This window comes from Brachybacterium kimchii, from assembly GCF_023373525.1.
GTDB lineage: Bacteria > Actinomycetota > Actinomycetes > Actinomycetales > Dermabacteraceae > Brachybacterium > Brachybacterium kimchii.
Map to the genome: position 1 here is coordinate 1,989,710 of NZ_CP097218.1, position 14,841 is coordinate 2,004,550.

General features: G+C 71.5%; 14 protein-coding genes. 9 read left to right on the forward strand and 5 right to left on the reverse strand.

Annotated elements, in window-relative coordinates; translation table 11 throughout:
* Window positions 1–77: 77 nt before the first annotated feature.
* Together M4486_RS09425 and M4486_RS09430 are read right to left on the reverse strand one after the other, a co-directional pair.
* Window positions 78–713, reverse strand: a complete 636-nt coding sequence (locus tag M4486_RS09425) for a hypothetical protein (RefSeq protein WP_249480885.1) — start codon at window positions 711–713, stop codon at window positions 78–80.
* An 82-nt stretch (window positions 714–795) separates the two neighbouring features.
* Window positions 796–1,338 (reverse strand): universal stress protein, encoded by a 543-nt coding sequence (locus tag M4486_RS09430; protein ID WP_249480886.1) that lies wholly within the window; start codon window positions 1,336–1,338, stop codon window positions 796–798.
* Between the two features lie 215 nt (window positions 1,339–1,553).
* Between M4486_RS09430 and M4486_RS09435 the strand changes: the two genes are divergently transcribed.
* From M4486_RS09435 to M4486_RS09450, 4 genes are all read left to right on the forward strand, one after another.
* Window positions 1,554–2,306, forward strand: coding sequence for an IMPACT family protein (locus M4486_RS09435; protein ID WP_249480887.1), 753 nt, complete (start codon window positions 1,554–1,556; stop codon window positions 2,304–2,306).
* A 182-nt stretch (window positions 2,307–2,488) separates the two neighbouring features.
* Window positions 2,489–3,829: an inorganic phosphate transporter gene (locus tag M4486_RS09440; protein WP_249480888.1), complete on the forward strand. Its 1,341-nt coding sequence runs from the start codon at window positions 2,489–2,491 to the stop codon at window positions 3,827–3,829.
* A 1-nt stretch (window position 3,830) separates the two neighbouring features.
* Window positions 3,831–4,115: a hypothetical protein gene (locus M4486_RS09445; protein WP_249480889.1), complete on the forward strand. Its 285-nt coding sequence runs from the start codon at window positions 3,831–3,833 to the stop codon at window positions 4,113–4,115.
* Between the two features lie 32 nt (window positions 4,116–4,147).
* Complete coding sequence (locus M4486_RS09450; RefSeq protein WP_249480890.1) at window positions 4,148–4,978, forward strand: DUF3349 domain-containing protein; 831 nt, start codon at window positions 4,148–4,150, stop codon at window positions 4,976–4,978.
* Between the two features lie 144 nt (window positions 4,979–5,122).
* On the opposite strand, the gene M4486_RS09455 is transcribed toward M4486_RS09450, so the two are convergent.
* Window positions 5,123–5,407 (reverse strand): GlsB/YeaQ/YmgE family stress response membrane protein, encoded by a 285-nt coding sequence (locus tag M4486_RS09455; protein ID WP_239202288.1) that lies wholly within the window; start codon window positions 5,405–5,407, stop codon window positions 5,123–5,125.
* A gap of 173 nt (window positions 5,408–5,580) precedes the next feature.
* Between M4486_RS09455 and M4486_RS09460 the strand changes: the two genes are divergently transcribed.
* Window positions 5,581–9,507, forward strand: a complete 3,927-nt coding sequence (locus M4486_RS09460; protein ID WP_249480891.1) for a Pls/PosA family non-ribosomal peptide synthetase — start codon at window positions 5,581–5,583, stop codon at window positions 9,505–9,507.
* Between the two features lie 28 nt (window positions 9,508–9,535).
* Window positions 9,536–10,867: a M1 family metallopeptidase gene (locus M4486_RS09465; RefSeq protein ID WP_249480892.1), complete on the forward strand. Its 1,332-nt coding sequence runs from the start codon at window positions 9,536–9,538 to the stop codon at window positions 10,865–10,867.
* Between the two features lie 105 nt (window positions 10,868–10,972).
* Here M4486_RS09465 and M4486_RS09470 read toward each other — a convergent pair whose 3' ends face one another.
* Entirely contained in the window at window positions 10,973–11,497 is a 525-nt protein-coding gene (locus M4486_RS09470) for a 4'-phosphopantetheinyl transferase family protein (protein WP_249480893.1), read from the reverse strand.
* Between the two features lie 23 nt (window positions 11,498–11,520).
* Window positions 11,521–11,844 carry a hypothetical protein gene (locus tag M4486_RS09475; protein ID WP_228359043.1) on the reverse strand — a complete coding sequence of 108 codons (324 nt, stop codon included), beginning with the start codon at window positions 11,842–11,844 and terminating at the stop codon, window positions 11,521–11,523.
* A gap of 422 nt (window positions 11,845–12,266) precedes the next feature.
* On the opposite strand from M4486_RS09475, the gene M4486_RS09480 reads away from it, so the two are divergent.
* The 3 genes from M4486_RS09480 to M4486_RS09490 are packed head-to-tail and all read left to right on the forward strand — an operon-like array spanning window position 12,267 to window position 14,802.
* On the forward strand, window positions 12,267–13,478 hold the full coding sequence (locus M4486_RS09480) for an MFS transporter (protein WP_249480894.1): 1,212 nt from the start codon (window positions 12,267–12,269) through the stop codon (window positions 13,476–13,478).
* A complete protein-coding gene (locus tag M4486_RS09485) occupies window positions 13,478–14,185 on the forward strand; it encodes a helix-turn-helix domain-containing protein (RefSeq protein WP_249480895.1) in 708 nt (235 codons plus the stop codon). Before M4486_RS09480 ends, M4486_RS09485 begins: the two co-directional genes overlap by 1 nt.
* Window positions 14,186–14,187: 2 nt before the next feature.
* A complete protein-coding gene (locus tag M4486_RS09490) occupies window positions 14,188–14,802 on the forward strand; it encodes a hypothetical protein (RefSeq protein WP_249480896.1) in 615 nt (204 codons plus the stop codon).
* The last annotated feature ends 39 nt before the right edge of the window (window positions 14,803–14,841 follow it).

The window sequence follows — 14,841 nt, forward strand, 5'->3', positions numbered from 1 at the left end:
GACGCACGTCGGCCCTCCGTCCCACCTGGTCGAACGGGCGGGGTCGGAGGGCCGACGGGCGGACTCGTGCAGACGGGTCAGAACGCTGGGTTCTGCGCCTTATTGGCCTTGCTGCGGCCGACGAAGAACAGGATCACGCCGACCACGAGCAGGAGGAAGCCGAGCCCGGCGACGAAGATGCCGCCGACGATGCCGCCCACCCCTCCGAGGATTCCTCCGACGGACACGGGCGGAGCCACCATCACCTCGGTCGGGGAATCACAGGTGATGGTGTACTTCTGCGTGGACTTCGCCGTGAAGGAGCCGAAGGACTCCCAGTCGGCGCCGGCGGCGGTCACCTTGCTCTTCTGATCGGTGGTGTCGGTGGCGGGCGCGGTGCCGTCGGCCCCGATGATGGTGCAGCTCGGAGCGGTCTCGCCCTCGTGGGCGTACGCCTGCATGTCCTTGCCGGCTTCGAGCTGCACGGTGGCCTCGCCGTTGAAGACCGTGCTGTTGTCCGAGACGTCGCTCGCGACGCCGACGACCTTGACGATCGCGACGACGAACACGACGATCCCCACGAGGCACAGCACCAGACCGACGATCAGCATGATCAGTCCTGCCCGCTTCATCCCCTTGCCGGGGACCTTGCCGTTCGGGGCGGGGTAGGAAGCGGGAGCCCCGGGAGCGCCCTGCGGGCTGCCGGGGTACTGGGGCTGGGCGGGCATGCTCACGGGAGTCTCCTTCATCGACATGGTGCGATTCACACGATATCGGAAAGGACCAGCTCAAACCCCGTGCTGGACCAGGTTCTGGTCAGGACTGCCCGTCGCCCATCCACGGCAGGTCGTCGTCGTGCCCGACCACGCACAGCGGGACCACTACGATGGGCCGCACCTGCTTGTGGGAGAGCTGGGTGGCGACGGAGCCGTTGATGAACTCGCGCATGGAGTCTCGCAGGCCCGGCTTGCGGGTGCCCAGGACGAACATGAGGGCGTCGACGTCCTCGGCGACCTCGTGCAGCTCGACCGTCGGGGTGCCGCGGCGCGGCACGGCCTTCCAGGTCACGCCGGTCGTGCCCACGCCCTCCTCGATGACCTTCGTGAGGTCGTCGGGGAAGAAGGGCTCGTCGATCTCCGCGGCGAGACCCGCCGCGTACAGGGAGCCCTGCGGGGTCTCGCCGAGCGCGAGCATCGTCGATTCGACGTACACGCAGGTGAGGGTCGCATGGAAGGCTTTCGCATACTGCGCGGCGGTCTGGATCACCGTCCGCGATCTCTCGTCGACCACCCCGACGACGATCTGTCGGGCTTCGCCGCTGCGGGGCGCGTCTCCGGACTGCTCGGGGGCTGCGTTCACGACGGACCACTTCCTTCCGGCGCCTGCGGGGCGACCCCGCAGGATCTGACGGTCGACACCGGCATCCTCGCCGGTGACCCCATTGTGCCCCTCACCGGGCACGGATGGGGGAGGTCGAAGGTCCCGACCTGCAGGAGGAACCGCGATTCGCCCCGGAAAGTCCGGCACATCCGCCGCCCGCGAGACCGGATCGGCGGGATCCGTAGACTGCCGGGATGGAACGCGAGGAGACGCCGACGGAGGGCACTCCCCCGCCCACCGGGCCGACGCCCCCCGGTGCTGCGCCGACCGCGGTCCGCACCCTCGCGGAGGCGGTCGAGGGCGAGCTGATCGAGAAGAAGTCCCGCTTCCTCGCCCAGCTGCACCCGGTCTCCTCGATCGAGGAGGCCGACGCGCTGCTGCGCGCGACCCGCGCCGCACACCCCGGCGCCCGCCACCACTGCTCTGCACTCGTGCTGTCCGACCAGACCACGGGCACCGGTCCCGTGCAGCGTTCGAACGACGACGGCGAGCCCGCGGGCACGGCCGGGATGCCGATCCTGCAGGCGCTCCTGCACGCGGACCTCACCGACACCCTCGCGATCGTGGTGCGCTGGTTCGGCGGCGTGAAGCTCGGGGCGGGCGGCCTGGTCCGCGCCTACACCGCGGCGGTCGAGCAGGCCCTCGCCGACGCCCCGCTCCTCCAGCGCGTCCCGCGCAGCGAGGTCGCACTCGAGGTGCCCTTCACCGACGTCGGCCTCGCGGAGAACGCCGTGCGCCACTGGGCCGACGTCCACGGCGAGGGCGCCGCCGGCGTGCACGGGACCGAGTACGGCGAGGACGGCGCCCGCCTGCGCCTGCTCATCGACCCCGCGCTCGCGGGCGATCTCGCCCAGGACGTCGCCTCGTGGTCGCAGGGCCGCTTCACCCCGCACGAGACCGGTCGCCGCACCGTCGACGTCCCCCTCCCTCCGTCGACACCCGCGTGAACTCGGTGAACGGGAGGCGACGGCGAACCGGACATTCCGCGCGGTCCGCCGCCCCAGGTCACCCTCGCTTTCTGTGACTTCAGGCACCGGCACGCACGAACGCCCAGGAACCGGGTGAACGGCAGGTGAACGGGGCCGAGGAGAACTGGCACCCCTCTCTGCCCCGGGCGCACACTGGCCGCATGACAGGTGACATCGTCATCCTCGCCCTGCTCATCATCACGGCAGTGGCCTTCGACTTCACGAACGGCTTCCACGACACCGGCAACGCGATGGCCACGTCCATCGCCACCGGGGCGCTCAAGCCCAAGACCGCCGTGACGCTCTCGGCGATCCTCAACGTGGTCGGCGGATTCCTCTCCGTCGAGGTCGCGGTCACCGTGACCACCTCGGTGCTGAAGATCCAGGATTCCGACACCGGAGCGCTGATCACGGGCCTCGACGCGGAGACGGCGATGTTCATCATCTTCGCCGGGCTCGTCGGCGGCATCCTGTGGAACCTCGCGACCTGGCTGTTCGGCATCCCCTCCAGCTCCTCCCACGCCCTGTTCGGCGGCCTCATCGGCGCCGGCCTCGCGGCGCTGGGCACCGTGGGGATCAACTGGGAGGGCCTGATGATCAAGGTCATCATCCCGGCCCTCCTCTCCCCCTTCATCGCCGGCGCCATCGCCGCGAGCGCCGCCTGGCTCGTCTTCCGCGTCACCGCGAACGTGCGCGAGGAGCGCCGCGAGAAGGGCTTCCGCTACGGCCAGATCGCCACCGCCTCGCTGGTCTCCCTCGCCCACGGCACGGGCGACGCGCAGAAGACCATGGGCGTCATCGCCCTGGGCCTCATCGCCCACGGCACCCTCTCCGACCAGGAGATCGTCGACAACGGCCTGCCGCCGTGGATCATCATCGTCTGCGCCGGCGCGATCGCCCTCGGCACATACATGGGCGGCTGGCGCGTCATCCGCACCCTCGGCAAGGGCCTCGTCGAGCTCGACTCCCCGCAGGGCATGGCCGCAGAGGCCTCCTCCGCCGCCATCATCCTCACCTCCAGCCACCTGGGCATGGCGCTGTCGACCACGCACGTGGCGACCGGCTCGATCGTCGGCTCCGGCGTCGGCCGGCCCGGTGCGCAGGTCCGCTGGGGCGTCGCCGGACGCATGGCCGTCGGCTGGCTGCTGACCCTTCCCGCCGCAGCCGTGGTGGGTGCGATCACCTACTTCATCGGACACCTCGTGGGCGGCGTCGGCGGAGCCTTCCTGGTCTTCGCGATCCTGCTCGCCGTCGGCGGATACATCTACTACCGCTCGCAGCTGCAGAAGGTCGACGCCGCCAACGTCAACGACGACTGGGAGGAGGGCGCCGAGGCGGTGTCCCTCCCGGGCGAGAGCAGCCCGGTCCTCGAGACCGCGGGCACAACCTGCGGCTCCTCCGCCTCGAGCGGCGCGACCCCGAAGACTCCGGTGGCGACGCCCTCCGGCGGCGCCGGGAGCGCCGAGGAACCCGCCCCCACCTCGCACAGGAAGGACTCCTGAGATGTCCGAAGAGTTCATCGAGATCATCACCGGAACGCTCAAGGTCCTCGGCGTCGGGCTCCTGCTCGGCGCAGGCCTTCCCCTCCTGTTCTCCCTGGGCATCAAGCTGCAGGACCGCGGCGAGGGCGGCGTGGAGCGCGACGGCACCGTGATCGCCGCCAACCCCGCGGCCCGCGTGGGCGCATGGGCGATCTTCGCGGTCGTCGCCCTGGTCATCCTCTACGGTCTGCTGTTCATCACCAAGGGCAGCATCGACCACTACCTGGGTATCCAGCTGCCCCTCTGAGGGGCGTCCGAGTTCGAGGGGCAGAGGACACGATGAACAACCCGTTGAGCATGATCCTGGACTGGCTGCGCGTGGGCTATCCCGACGGCGTGCCGCCCAAGGACTTCTACCCGCTTCTCGCCCTCCTCACGCACAATCTCAGCGAGGAGGAGCTTGAGAAGATCGTCGGCGAGCTCAAGCGCGACAACCCCGAGGGCGATGTCAGCCAGGAGGACGTGCGCGGAGCGATCGGCCGCGTCACCTCCGCTCCCGTCACCGAGGATCACGCCCGCGAGGTCGCCGAGCGCCTCGCGGACGCGGGCTGGCCCGTGGACGAGGAGTCCGCGGAGGTCGCCCGTGCCATCGCGGCCGACGGCGCCCTGGCCACGAGCACCGAGGGCTCCGCCGGGACGACGAGCGATGCGGAGGGCGGCGCGCCGGACACGGCGCAGTCGTCGACCGACGACGAGGCGGAGGCCCCGGCCCCCGCCCGCGCCGAGGGCGCCCGTGAGGAGAGCGCACCGCACTCCCCCGCGACGTCGTCCGCGAGCCCGGCCCGCCCCGGGACGCCCGCGGGCCCCGGCGAGCCGTCCTCGAACACCGTGCAGCGGATCATCGACTGGCTCTCGGCCGGATACCCCGCAGGCGTCCCCGCGACGGACAGGATCCCGCTGCTCGCGCTCCTGCGCCGCCAGCTCACGGACGACGAGGCCCAGGAGATCGCCTCGCATCTCGTGGACGAGGCCGGCCACCGGATCGTCGACCCGACGGACGCGGGCGTCGCGATCACCCGCTACACCAACGACCTGCCCACCGAGCAGGAGATGCGCCGCGTCGCCGAGCACCTGGCCGTGAAGGGCTGGCCGCTGGGAGAGCGCAGCTGACCTCCCCTGGGAACCGGCCTCCCTCGTGGGAGTCGAACTCCCCGCACATGCACGAGCGCCCGATGCCTTCCGGCATCGGGCGCTCGTCGTTCCGGCGCGGGGTCGGGATGTTCCGTCAGGTTCCGAGATCGGGACCGGGCGGTGTCAGGCGCGGTTCTTGGTGACCAGCCCGTAGATGACCATCACGATGATCGCGCCGACCACGGACAGCAGGATCGTGCCGACGCTCCACGGGTTGTTCATGATCCCGCTGATGCCGTCGCCCCCGAAGAGGCTGCCGATGAAGCCGCCGACGATCGCGCCGATGACACCGAGGATGATGGTCATCCCGATGCCCATGGCCTGCTTGCCGGGCAGGATCGCGCGAGCGATGAGGCCGATGATGGCTCCGATGATGATCCAGGAGATGATGAGTCCGATGAGACCCATGGGGAAGCTCCTTTCCCTTCGGTCCGCGGGTGCGGACCATGTACGTCACACGATCTCACACCGCGGGCCCGACGCCGCGCGCCGCGTCCCGTCCGCGCGACGGTGATCCGCTGTTCACCTGCTGGTCATGACCAGTACGGATCGCTCACGTCGCTTCCGCGATCCGCGTGTCCATGGCGGACAATCATGCTGTGACAGCCCCAGTGCCCGCGCTCCTCGCCGGAGACCGCGCCCCCGCGCCCCGCACCCTCGTCGACGTCTTCCGCGCCACCGTCGCCGCCCACGGCGATGCCCTCGCGATCGACACCGGCCTCGAGCCCCTCACCTACTCGCAGCTGGACGCCGCCGCGACCGAGCTCGCGGGCCGCCTCGCCGCGATCGGCGTGGGACCGGGCTCGCGCGTGGGCGTGCGCATCACCTCCGGCACCCCCGACCTGTACATCGCGATCATCGGCACGCTGCTCGCCGGTGCCGCCTACGTCCCCGTGGACGCCGAGGACCCCGACGAGCGCGCCCGCGTGGTCTTCGAGGAGTCCGCCGTGGCAGCGGTGCTCGGCGACGACCTCGCGCTCACGCCGACGGAGACGGCGTCGGACGCGGCGACGGGCGCGGCGACCGGCGCGGAGACCAGCGCGCCGGCCGAAGGGTCCGTGGCCCCCGTCGCCCCCTCCCCAGAGGACGACGCCTGGATCATCTTCACCTCGGGGTCGACCGGCAAGCCCAAGGGCGTGGCCGTCTCCCACCGCAGCGCCGCCGCCTTCGTCGACGCCGAGTCGCGGCTGTTCCTGCAGGACGCGCCGCTGGGACCGGGCGACCGCGTGATGGCGGGACTGTCCGTCGCCTTCGACGCGAGCTGCGAGGAGATGTGGCTGGCCTGGGGCCACGGAGCGTGCCTCGTCCCGGCGCCGCGCTCCCTGGTCCGCTCGGGGGTCGACGTCGGCCCCTGGCTGCTCGCGAACTCCGTCACCATCGTCTCGACCGTCCCCACCCTGGTCTCGCTGTGGCCGGACTCCTCGCTCGAGGCCGTGCGGCTGCTCATCATGGGCGGCGAGGCGTGTCCGCCCGAGCTCGCCGCGCGCCTCCAGGCCCCCGGCCGGGAGGTCTGGAACACCTATGGGCCGACGGAGGCGACGGTCGTCGCCTGCGCCGCGCAGCTGGACGGCACCGATCCGGTGCGCATCGGCCTCCCCCTGGACGGCTGGGACCTCGCCGTCGTCGACGAGCAGGGCGAGCCGGTCGAGGCGGGTGCCACCGGCGAGCTCATCATCGGCGGCGTGGGGCTCGCCCGGTACCTGGACCCCGCGAAGGACGCCGAGAAGTACGCGCCCATGCCCACCCTCGGCTGGGACCGGGCCTATCGCTCCGGGGACCGCGTGGTCAACGACCCGGACGGGCTGCTGTTCGCGGGGCGGGCCGACGACCAGATCAAGCTCGGCGGCCGCCGCATCGAGCTCGGCGAGATCGACGACCAGCTGCTGCGCCTGCCCGGCGTGGTCTCCGCCGCCGCGGCCGTGCGCTCCACGAAGACGGGCAACAAGCTCCTGGTCGGGTACCTGACGGCCGACGCCACCTTCGACGCTGACGCCGCCCGTGCCCTCCTGCGCGAGCGCATGCCCGCGGCGCTCGTGCCGCGCCTGGCCGTCGTCGAGGACATGCCCACGCGCACCTCCGGGAAGGTCGACCGCGACGCCCTCCCCTGGCCCCTGCCGTCGGCCCCGGGCTCGGCCCGCGACCTCGAGGGCACCGCCGCCTGGATCGCCGAGATCTGGTCCGACGTCCTGGGCGCTCGGGCCACCTCGGTGCGCGACGACTTCTTCGACCTCGGCGGAGGCTCGTTGACGGCCGCGCAGGTCGTCGGCCGTCTGCGGGAGATGCACCCGGAGGTCGCGGTCGCCGACGTCTACGCGCACTCCACGATCGCCTCCCTCGCCTCCGCGCTCGACGGGATGGGCACCTCGAGTGCCCGCAACGAGGACGAGGCGCCTCCCCTGCGCCGCGCCTTCCAGGCCGCCCAGCTGGTCCTGCTGCTGCCGCTGCGCGCCATCGGGGCGCTGCGCTGGCTCACCTGGCTGATGATCGCCTCGACCCTCGCCTCCGGCCTGCTCGACGTCGCCTGGGCGCCGGCTGCTCCCCTCGGCGTGCTCGTCCCCGCGGCGCTCGTGCTCCTCGTCCCGCCCGTGCGGATGACCCTCGCCGCGCTGCTCGCGCGGCTGCTGCTCACCGGGATCCGGCGGCCCGGCGCCCACCGCCGCGGGGGCCTCGCGCACCTGCGCCTGTGGTGCGCCGAGCGCCTCCAGGAGGAGCTCGGCGCGCAGGGCCTCGCGGGCGCACCCTGGGTCCCGTACTACGCGCGGCTGCTCGGCGCGAGGATCGGGCGCGACGCCGACCTGCACGCGCTGCCCCCCGTCACCGGCCTGCTGCACATCGGCGCCGGCGCCTCCGTCGAGCCGGAGGTCGACCTCGCGGGCACCTGGATCGACGGCGACACCCTGCACATCGGCGCGGTGCGCATCGGCAAGCGCGCCCGCATCGGCGCCCGCAGCACCCTGGGCCCCGGCGCGCACGTGGGCAGGGACGCGGAGATCGCCCCGGGATCGGCCGTGCTCGGCGACGTCCCCGCGGGCGAGTTCTGGTCGGGCTCCCCCGCCGGTCGGAAGGCCCGCGCCCGCGGCCCCTGGTCGAGCGAGCACCCGCACCGCGGACCGCTCTGGCAGGGCGTGTACGCGCTGGTCGCGCTGGTGATCGCGGCCCTGCCCGCCGTGGCCGTCGTCGCGGGCGCCGCGGCGGCTCTCCCCGCGATCGCCTCCGCGCCGACCTTCGGCGGGGCGGTCCTCGCGGCGCTGCCCTGGCTGCCGCTGTCCGCACTCGTCGGCTACCTCGTGCTGATCCTGCTGGTGCTGGCCCTCACCCGGCTCTTCGCGCTCGGCATCCGTCCCGGCCACCATCCGGTGCGCTCCCTGCCGGGCGTGCAGATCTGGGGGACGCTGCGCCTGCTCGACGAGGCCCGCAGCTGGCTGTTCCCCCTCTACTCGGGTGCGCTGACCCCGCTCTGGCTGCGCGCCCTCGGGGCGCGCGTGGGCAAGGGCGTCGAGGCCTCGACCGTGCTGCTCATCCCGAGCCTCGTGCAGGTCAGCGACCACGCCTTCCTGGCCGACGACACCATGGTGGGCCCCTACGAGCTCGGCGGCGGGTGGATCCGCGTGGAGCGGGTGAAGGTCGGCAAGCGCGCCTTCGTGGGCAACTCCGGCATGCTCGCCCCGGGACGCAAGGTCCCCAAGAAGTCCCTGGTGGCAGTGCTGTCGGCGGCGCCCCGTCGGACCTCGGCGAAGGCCGGCGGCTCCTGGATGGGCAGTCCGCCGCGGCGGCTGCGCCGCGCCGGCAGCGAGGCCGACGAGTCCCGCACGTACGCGCCCTCACGCAGGCTGCGGATCTTCCGCGGGATCGTCGAGACCTGCCGGATCCTGCCGATGCTGCTGGCCGTGGTGCTGTGGGCGGCGGTCGGCGCGACCCTGCTCGTCCTCGTGGCCCGGCACGGGCTCGGCGCCGCGGTGCTGCTGGGCGGTCCGGTGCTGCTCGCCGGCTCGGTCGCCGCCGCGGTCGTGTCGGTCGTCGCGAAGTGGCTGATCGTCGGCCGGCATCGCGAGGGCGAGCACGGGCTGTGGACGTCGTTCGTGTGGCGCAATGAGCTTGCCGACACCTTCACCGAGGTGCTGGCCGCGCCGTGGTTCGCGCGCGCCACGACCGGTACGCTCGCTCTGAACTGGTGGCTGCGGGCGCTCGGCGCCCGCATCGGCCGCGGCGTCTGGTGCGAGTCGTACTGGCTTCCCGAGACCGACCTCGTCGAGCTCGGCGACGGCGCGACCGTCAACCGCGGCTGCGTGGTGCAGACCCACCTGTTCCACGACCGCGTGCTCAGCATGGACACGGTCGTGGTGGCCGAGGGCGCGACCCTCGGCCCCGGCAGCGTGATCCTCCCTGCGGCGCGGATCGACCGGCATGCGACCGTGGGCCCGGTGTCCCTGGTGATGCGCGGTGAGAGCGTGCCCGCGGGGACGCGCTGGCAGGGCAATCCGATCGGACCGTGGGAGGACGACGCATGAGGGGACGCAGCGTGAGGGGATTCGGCGCATGAGGGAGCACAGCGTGCACGCGCACGGCGGCGACGGCGCGGACCCCTACGTCCCGGGGCACGGGGACCGCTCCTTCGGCGTCGAGCACTACGACCTCGACCTCGTCTACAAGGTCGACACCAATCGGCTCGAGGGCGAGGCGACGCTGCACTGCCGCGCCCTCGCGGACGCGGACTCGATCCGTCTGGACCTGTACGGCCTGAGCGCCCAGAAGGTGCAGGTCGACGGCCGCGCCGTGAAGACCGGCCACCGCTCCGGCACGCTCACCGTGCGCACTCCAATCACCGCGGACCAGGAGTTCGTGGTGCGGGTGAAGTACTCCGGCAAGCCCCGCCCGGTGCCCTCGCGGGTGCTCGGCGCGACCGGCTGGGAGGAGCTGACCGACGGCGTCATCGTCTCCGCGCAGCCCCACGGCGCGCCCTCGTGGTTCCCGTGCAACGACCGGCCCGACGACAAGGCGACCTACACGCTGCAGCTGGGCGCCCCGCCGGACTACTGGGTCGCCGCCGCGGGCGAGCTCGAGGGCACGCGCCGCCGCAGCGCGGTGACCACGTGGACCTACCAGCAGCGCGTGCCCATGGCCACGTACCTGGCCACGGTGCAGATCGGCCGCTACTCCCCCGTCGACATCGCCCGCGCAGACGTGCCCGTGCGCACCCTCGTCCCGCTGGGCACGACCCCGGACGACCTCCTCGGCTCCTTCGCCCGCCAGGGCGAGATGCTCACCTTCTTCGCCGAGCTCTTCGGGCCCTACCCGTTCGCCTCGTACACGGCGGTGATCACCGAGGACGACCTCGAGATCCCGCTCGAGTCGCAGGGCCTCTCGACCTTCGGCGCGAACCTCGTGGACACCGACTGGGAGTCGGTGCGCCTGATCGCCCATGAGCTCTCCCACCAGTGGTTCGGCAACGCCGTCACCCTGTCCGCGTGGAAGGACATCTGGCTGCACGAGGGCTTCGCGTGCTACTGCGAGTGGCTGTGGGCCGAGCGCTCCGGCGTCTCCACCGTGCAGGCCGAGGTCGAGAGGCACCACGCCCTGCTCGCCGAGCTCCCCCAGGACCTGCTGCTCGCCGATCCCGGGCCCGAGCTCATGTTCGACGACCGGGTCTACAAGCGCGGCGCCCTCACCGTGCACGCCCTGCGGATGCGCGTGGGCGACGACGCGTTCTTCGCGCTCCTGCGCACCTTCCTCGCCGAGCACGCCGGTGGGAACGTCACCACCGCGATGCTGCTCGAGCACGCGGAGCGCGAGAGCGGGCAGGAGCTCGGGGACCTCGCCGAGGCATGGCTCGAGTCGCTGCCGCTGCCGGAGTGCCCGCGTCCGGCCTGATCCGGCGCGGAGTGCTCGGGGCCGACGGGGCGCCTCGGGCGGCACGCCGACGGTCGGGAGTGCGGCCGGCGCCGCCGGCATCACCGGCACGGCCGCGCCGCGGCCTCACAGCCGCGCGCAGGCGATCACGTGCCCCGGCGGAGCCGGCAGGTCCTCGACGTCGAAGTCGGCGAGCGCGATCGTGGGCATCGCGCGGGCGAGCCCGACGCCGAGCGCCTTGAGGACCGCCTCCTTGCCCGCCCACAGGCGCGCGCGATCCTCCGGCGTCCGATCGAGCCCGCGCTCGCTCGGGTGCAGCACGAGGTCGGGCGACCACAGCCGGTCGACGGCGGCGACGGACTCGATGTCCACGCCCACCGGACCCTCGCGTCGCACGGCCGTGACCAGGTGCGCACCGGAGCGGGAGATGCTCACGGGGATGTCGGAGGCGGCACCGATGCGGGCCCAGGGCCGGCCGTGCGCCGAGGAGCCGCACCGCGGGCAGTGCCGCCCTGTGCGCACCGCCGCCTCCTCCAAGCCGCAGGTCTCGGCGATGCGCGCGCGCAGGACCGCATCGGCGTCGTCCTCGGCGCGATGCAGGGTGACGAGCGGTGACCCGTGACGGTGCTGGTGGGCGGCGGGAGCGGTCATGGCCGCCCCAGGATACGGGCCGCTCAGATGTCGTCCTCGCCCGCGGGGCCGCCCTCGTTCTCCCAGTTCTCCAGGCGGGTGACGGTGCGCGGGTTGAACTTCTGGCGCACGCCGTAGCCCACGCCGGCGTGCTCGTCGACGGGCAGCAGTTCGACGCCGAACTCCGCGAAGGCGCGGTGCAGCAGGCCGCTCTCCTCCGCCGTGGCGAGGATCCGCCCCTGCTCGATGGCGCGCAGCCTCTCGAGGTCGATGTCGGTGTGCTCGGCGAGATCGGCGAGCGAGACCTGGGCGAGAGCCCGAGCCGCACGGGCCAGATCCGCAGTGATCAGGGCCTCTTGCGTGTTCATGGCACCACTGTGGACCTCCCGCGCGCAAAGCACCAGTGCCCCGATGTTCCGACACCCCGATACTGCTCCGCCGGACCCGCAGACGCCGAGATTCGCCGCATGGACACGGTGGATCTCGACCCGCATGTCCTCTTCGCGCACTGATCGCTTCGAGAGTGGGCGGCCTGGCCCCGACGAGAGTGAAGCAGAGGGCCACCACGGGATCGAGTTCGTCCGGTGCAGCTCGCGCACTTCCTCCGCTTCCACGCCCTCACGGAGATCAGCTCGGACCGGGAATGATGAGTCCGGCTTCGGCTCATCGCCACGGCGAGTCTCACCGAGGTGACGCCCGCGAGGCCGTGGCCTGCGAAGGCTCGGCGCCGTCCACGATCTCCTCCGCACGGGCTTGACCTTGACGCGACGTCATCGTTTGGGCTTGTCCCATGGCACGGATCGTCTTCTTCTACCTGACCTCGTTCGGCACATCGCTGCTGGGCAACTCGATCACTGCGATAGCGCTCCCGCTGCTGGTCCTGTTCACCACGGGCAGTCCGCTGGGGGCTGGGGCCGTTGCCATCGCGGCAGCGTTGCCCGCCGCCGTCGCCGGACTGCTGATGGGCTCGCTCATCGACCGGATCAACCGCCGCACCGCCGCGATCCTCTCCGATGTGATCTCGGCCCTGGCCCTGATCATCCTGCCCGTCATCGACCTCACCGTCGGGCTGAACCTGGGATGGTTCATCGCCGTGGCGATCCTGAATTCCTTCGGCGACGTTCCCGGCATCACCGCGCGGGAGGCGATGCTCCCCGCCATCGCTCATGCCGGCAGGATGGAACCTTCGCGGCTGATCGGCCTGCGGGAATCCCTCGCAGGAGTCTCGCTCCTGGTCGGACCCGCCATCGCCGGCATCCTCGTCGCCTCCCTGGAGCCGGTGACGGTCATGTGGGCGACCTCCGGCATCGCCGCACTGGCGGCCCTGCTGACCCTCGTTATCCCCTCCCGCGCCTCGGGACTGCCCCCTGAACGGCAAGGAGATCCCCAGCACGAGACGCCCGGCTCCGTCTTCCACGGCCTGGTGGTCATCTTCCGCACACCGCTCCTGCGCGTCGTCGTCCTGTTGGGTCTCGCGCTGGCAGTCGTGCTCGCCGCCACGCAGGGCATGGTGATCCCCGTGCACTTCGCATTCCAGAACGAGGCCGGTCTCGTCGGGTTCGTCCTCAGCGCACTGGCCGCAGGCCTCCTCATCGGCGGTGGCCTCTTCGCCGTATTCGGGACCAGGATCCCGCGCCGGGGGTGGTTCACCACCGGGGCCATCGTCGTCGCCGTGGGATTCGTCGTCATCGGCATACTCGGACCTGTGTGGTCGATCTTCACCGGAGCGGCGATCGTCGGATTGGGCGGTGGCTGCATGAACGCCGTCGTCGGACTGACTTTCGTCGAGAACGTCGCAGATGCCGAACGCGGGAAGGTGCTGGGCGCCCAGAACGCCCTCATGACTCTTGTCCCGGCAGCCGGCATCGGCGTGGCCGCTCTGCTCATCGAGATCGGCACCCTGCACCTGGCCACCACAGCTCTCGCCCTTCTGTGGATCGGCGCGGCCGCCCTGGCCCAGCTCAGTCCCAGCATCCGCCGATCAGGACAGGTGTCCACCTGATGCGCATCTCAGAACTGGCAGAACTCGCCGGGGTGACGGTCCGGACCGTCCGCTACTACCACCAGGCAGGCGCGCTGCCCGAGCCGCCGCGTCGACCCAACGGGTACCGGGACTACACCGCGGATCATCTGGTCTCCCTGCTGAGGATCAGTCAGCTGACCGACTCCGGTCTGTCGCTGGCGCAGGCAGGAGCCGTGGCCGCAGACTCCGGCTCTCCCTCCACCGAAGAGGCGCTGGATGAGGTGGACCGGGCCCTGGAAGCGAAGATCACGGATCTGACCGCACAACGCGAACGGCTGGCCCGGGCGCGCGCCGGGCGCCACGTCGGACTCTCCAGGGCAGCAGCTGCGCTGAGCCTGACACCGGCCGATATCCCGGTCGCCGTCGCCCTCGCCCACCTCTACCGGGACCATCCGCAGATCGACGCTTTCGCCGATGCACTCGATGACCCGCAGATGCGGTCGGCCCTGGTGCGCTTGCAGGAGCGTTTCGACGCCATCGATGAGAAAACCGGTGACACCGAGCTCGAGCAACTCATGGAGCAGGCGCAGTCGCTGGTCGACGAGGTCGCCGGTGGACTGCCCTCGCTGACGGAAGAGCAGATGCAGGTGATCCTCGACCTGGCCGATCGCGAGCTGAACGACCGGCAGAAGGACTTCATGCGCCTCGAGCCGAGGCCGCAGTCCCACCCCAGAGAGGAATCCTGACCATGCGAATCTTCGACAGCTTCCGAACAGTCCTGCGCGCCAACTGGTACCCGTACCTGGTGTCCAATCTCGTCGTCTACGGCACGTTGCTGATGGCGATGATCGCGTCCGTCTACATCCCTGGTCTGCATGAGATCGGCCACCGGAACACCGAGGCCTTCCTCAGCTCGCCCGGGTCGTCCTTGGTCGTCGATGCCTACAGCAGCGGCAGCATCGTCGGACCCGCACTGCTGACTCTCCTCTCCAACCTCCTGTTCGCAGCACTGGGGACCACGACATTGCCCACGCTCATCGTTCCCTTCTTCGGTGTGGTCGCGACGATCGCACGGGCGATCTTCATCGGCATGCCGTACGCGCCGACAACACTCGAGGAGCTGATCACGGTGATCACCGTCTCGCCCGTGCTGCTGATCGAGTTCCAGGCCTATGTCCTGGCGATGCTGGGATCGATCATCCTCTGGCGATCGACCTTCGGCTACCGCCGACGCAATCTGTCATCGGCCTGGGAGGGGTACCTCGCCGGCGTCAAGGACAACCTGCGCCTCTATCCGATGATCATCATCCTGCTTCTGGTCATTGCGCTGGTCGAGGCCGTCACAGCCCTGTTCCTGCACTGAGCCTCGATGCGCCGTCAGGGCTCTCCCGCGTGCAGGGCC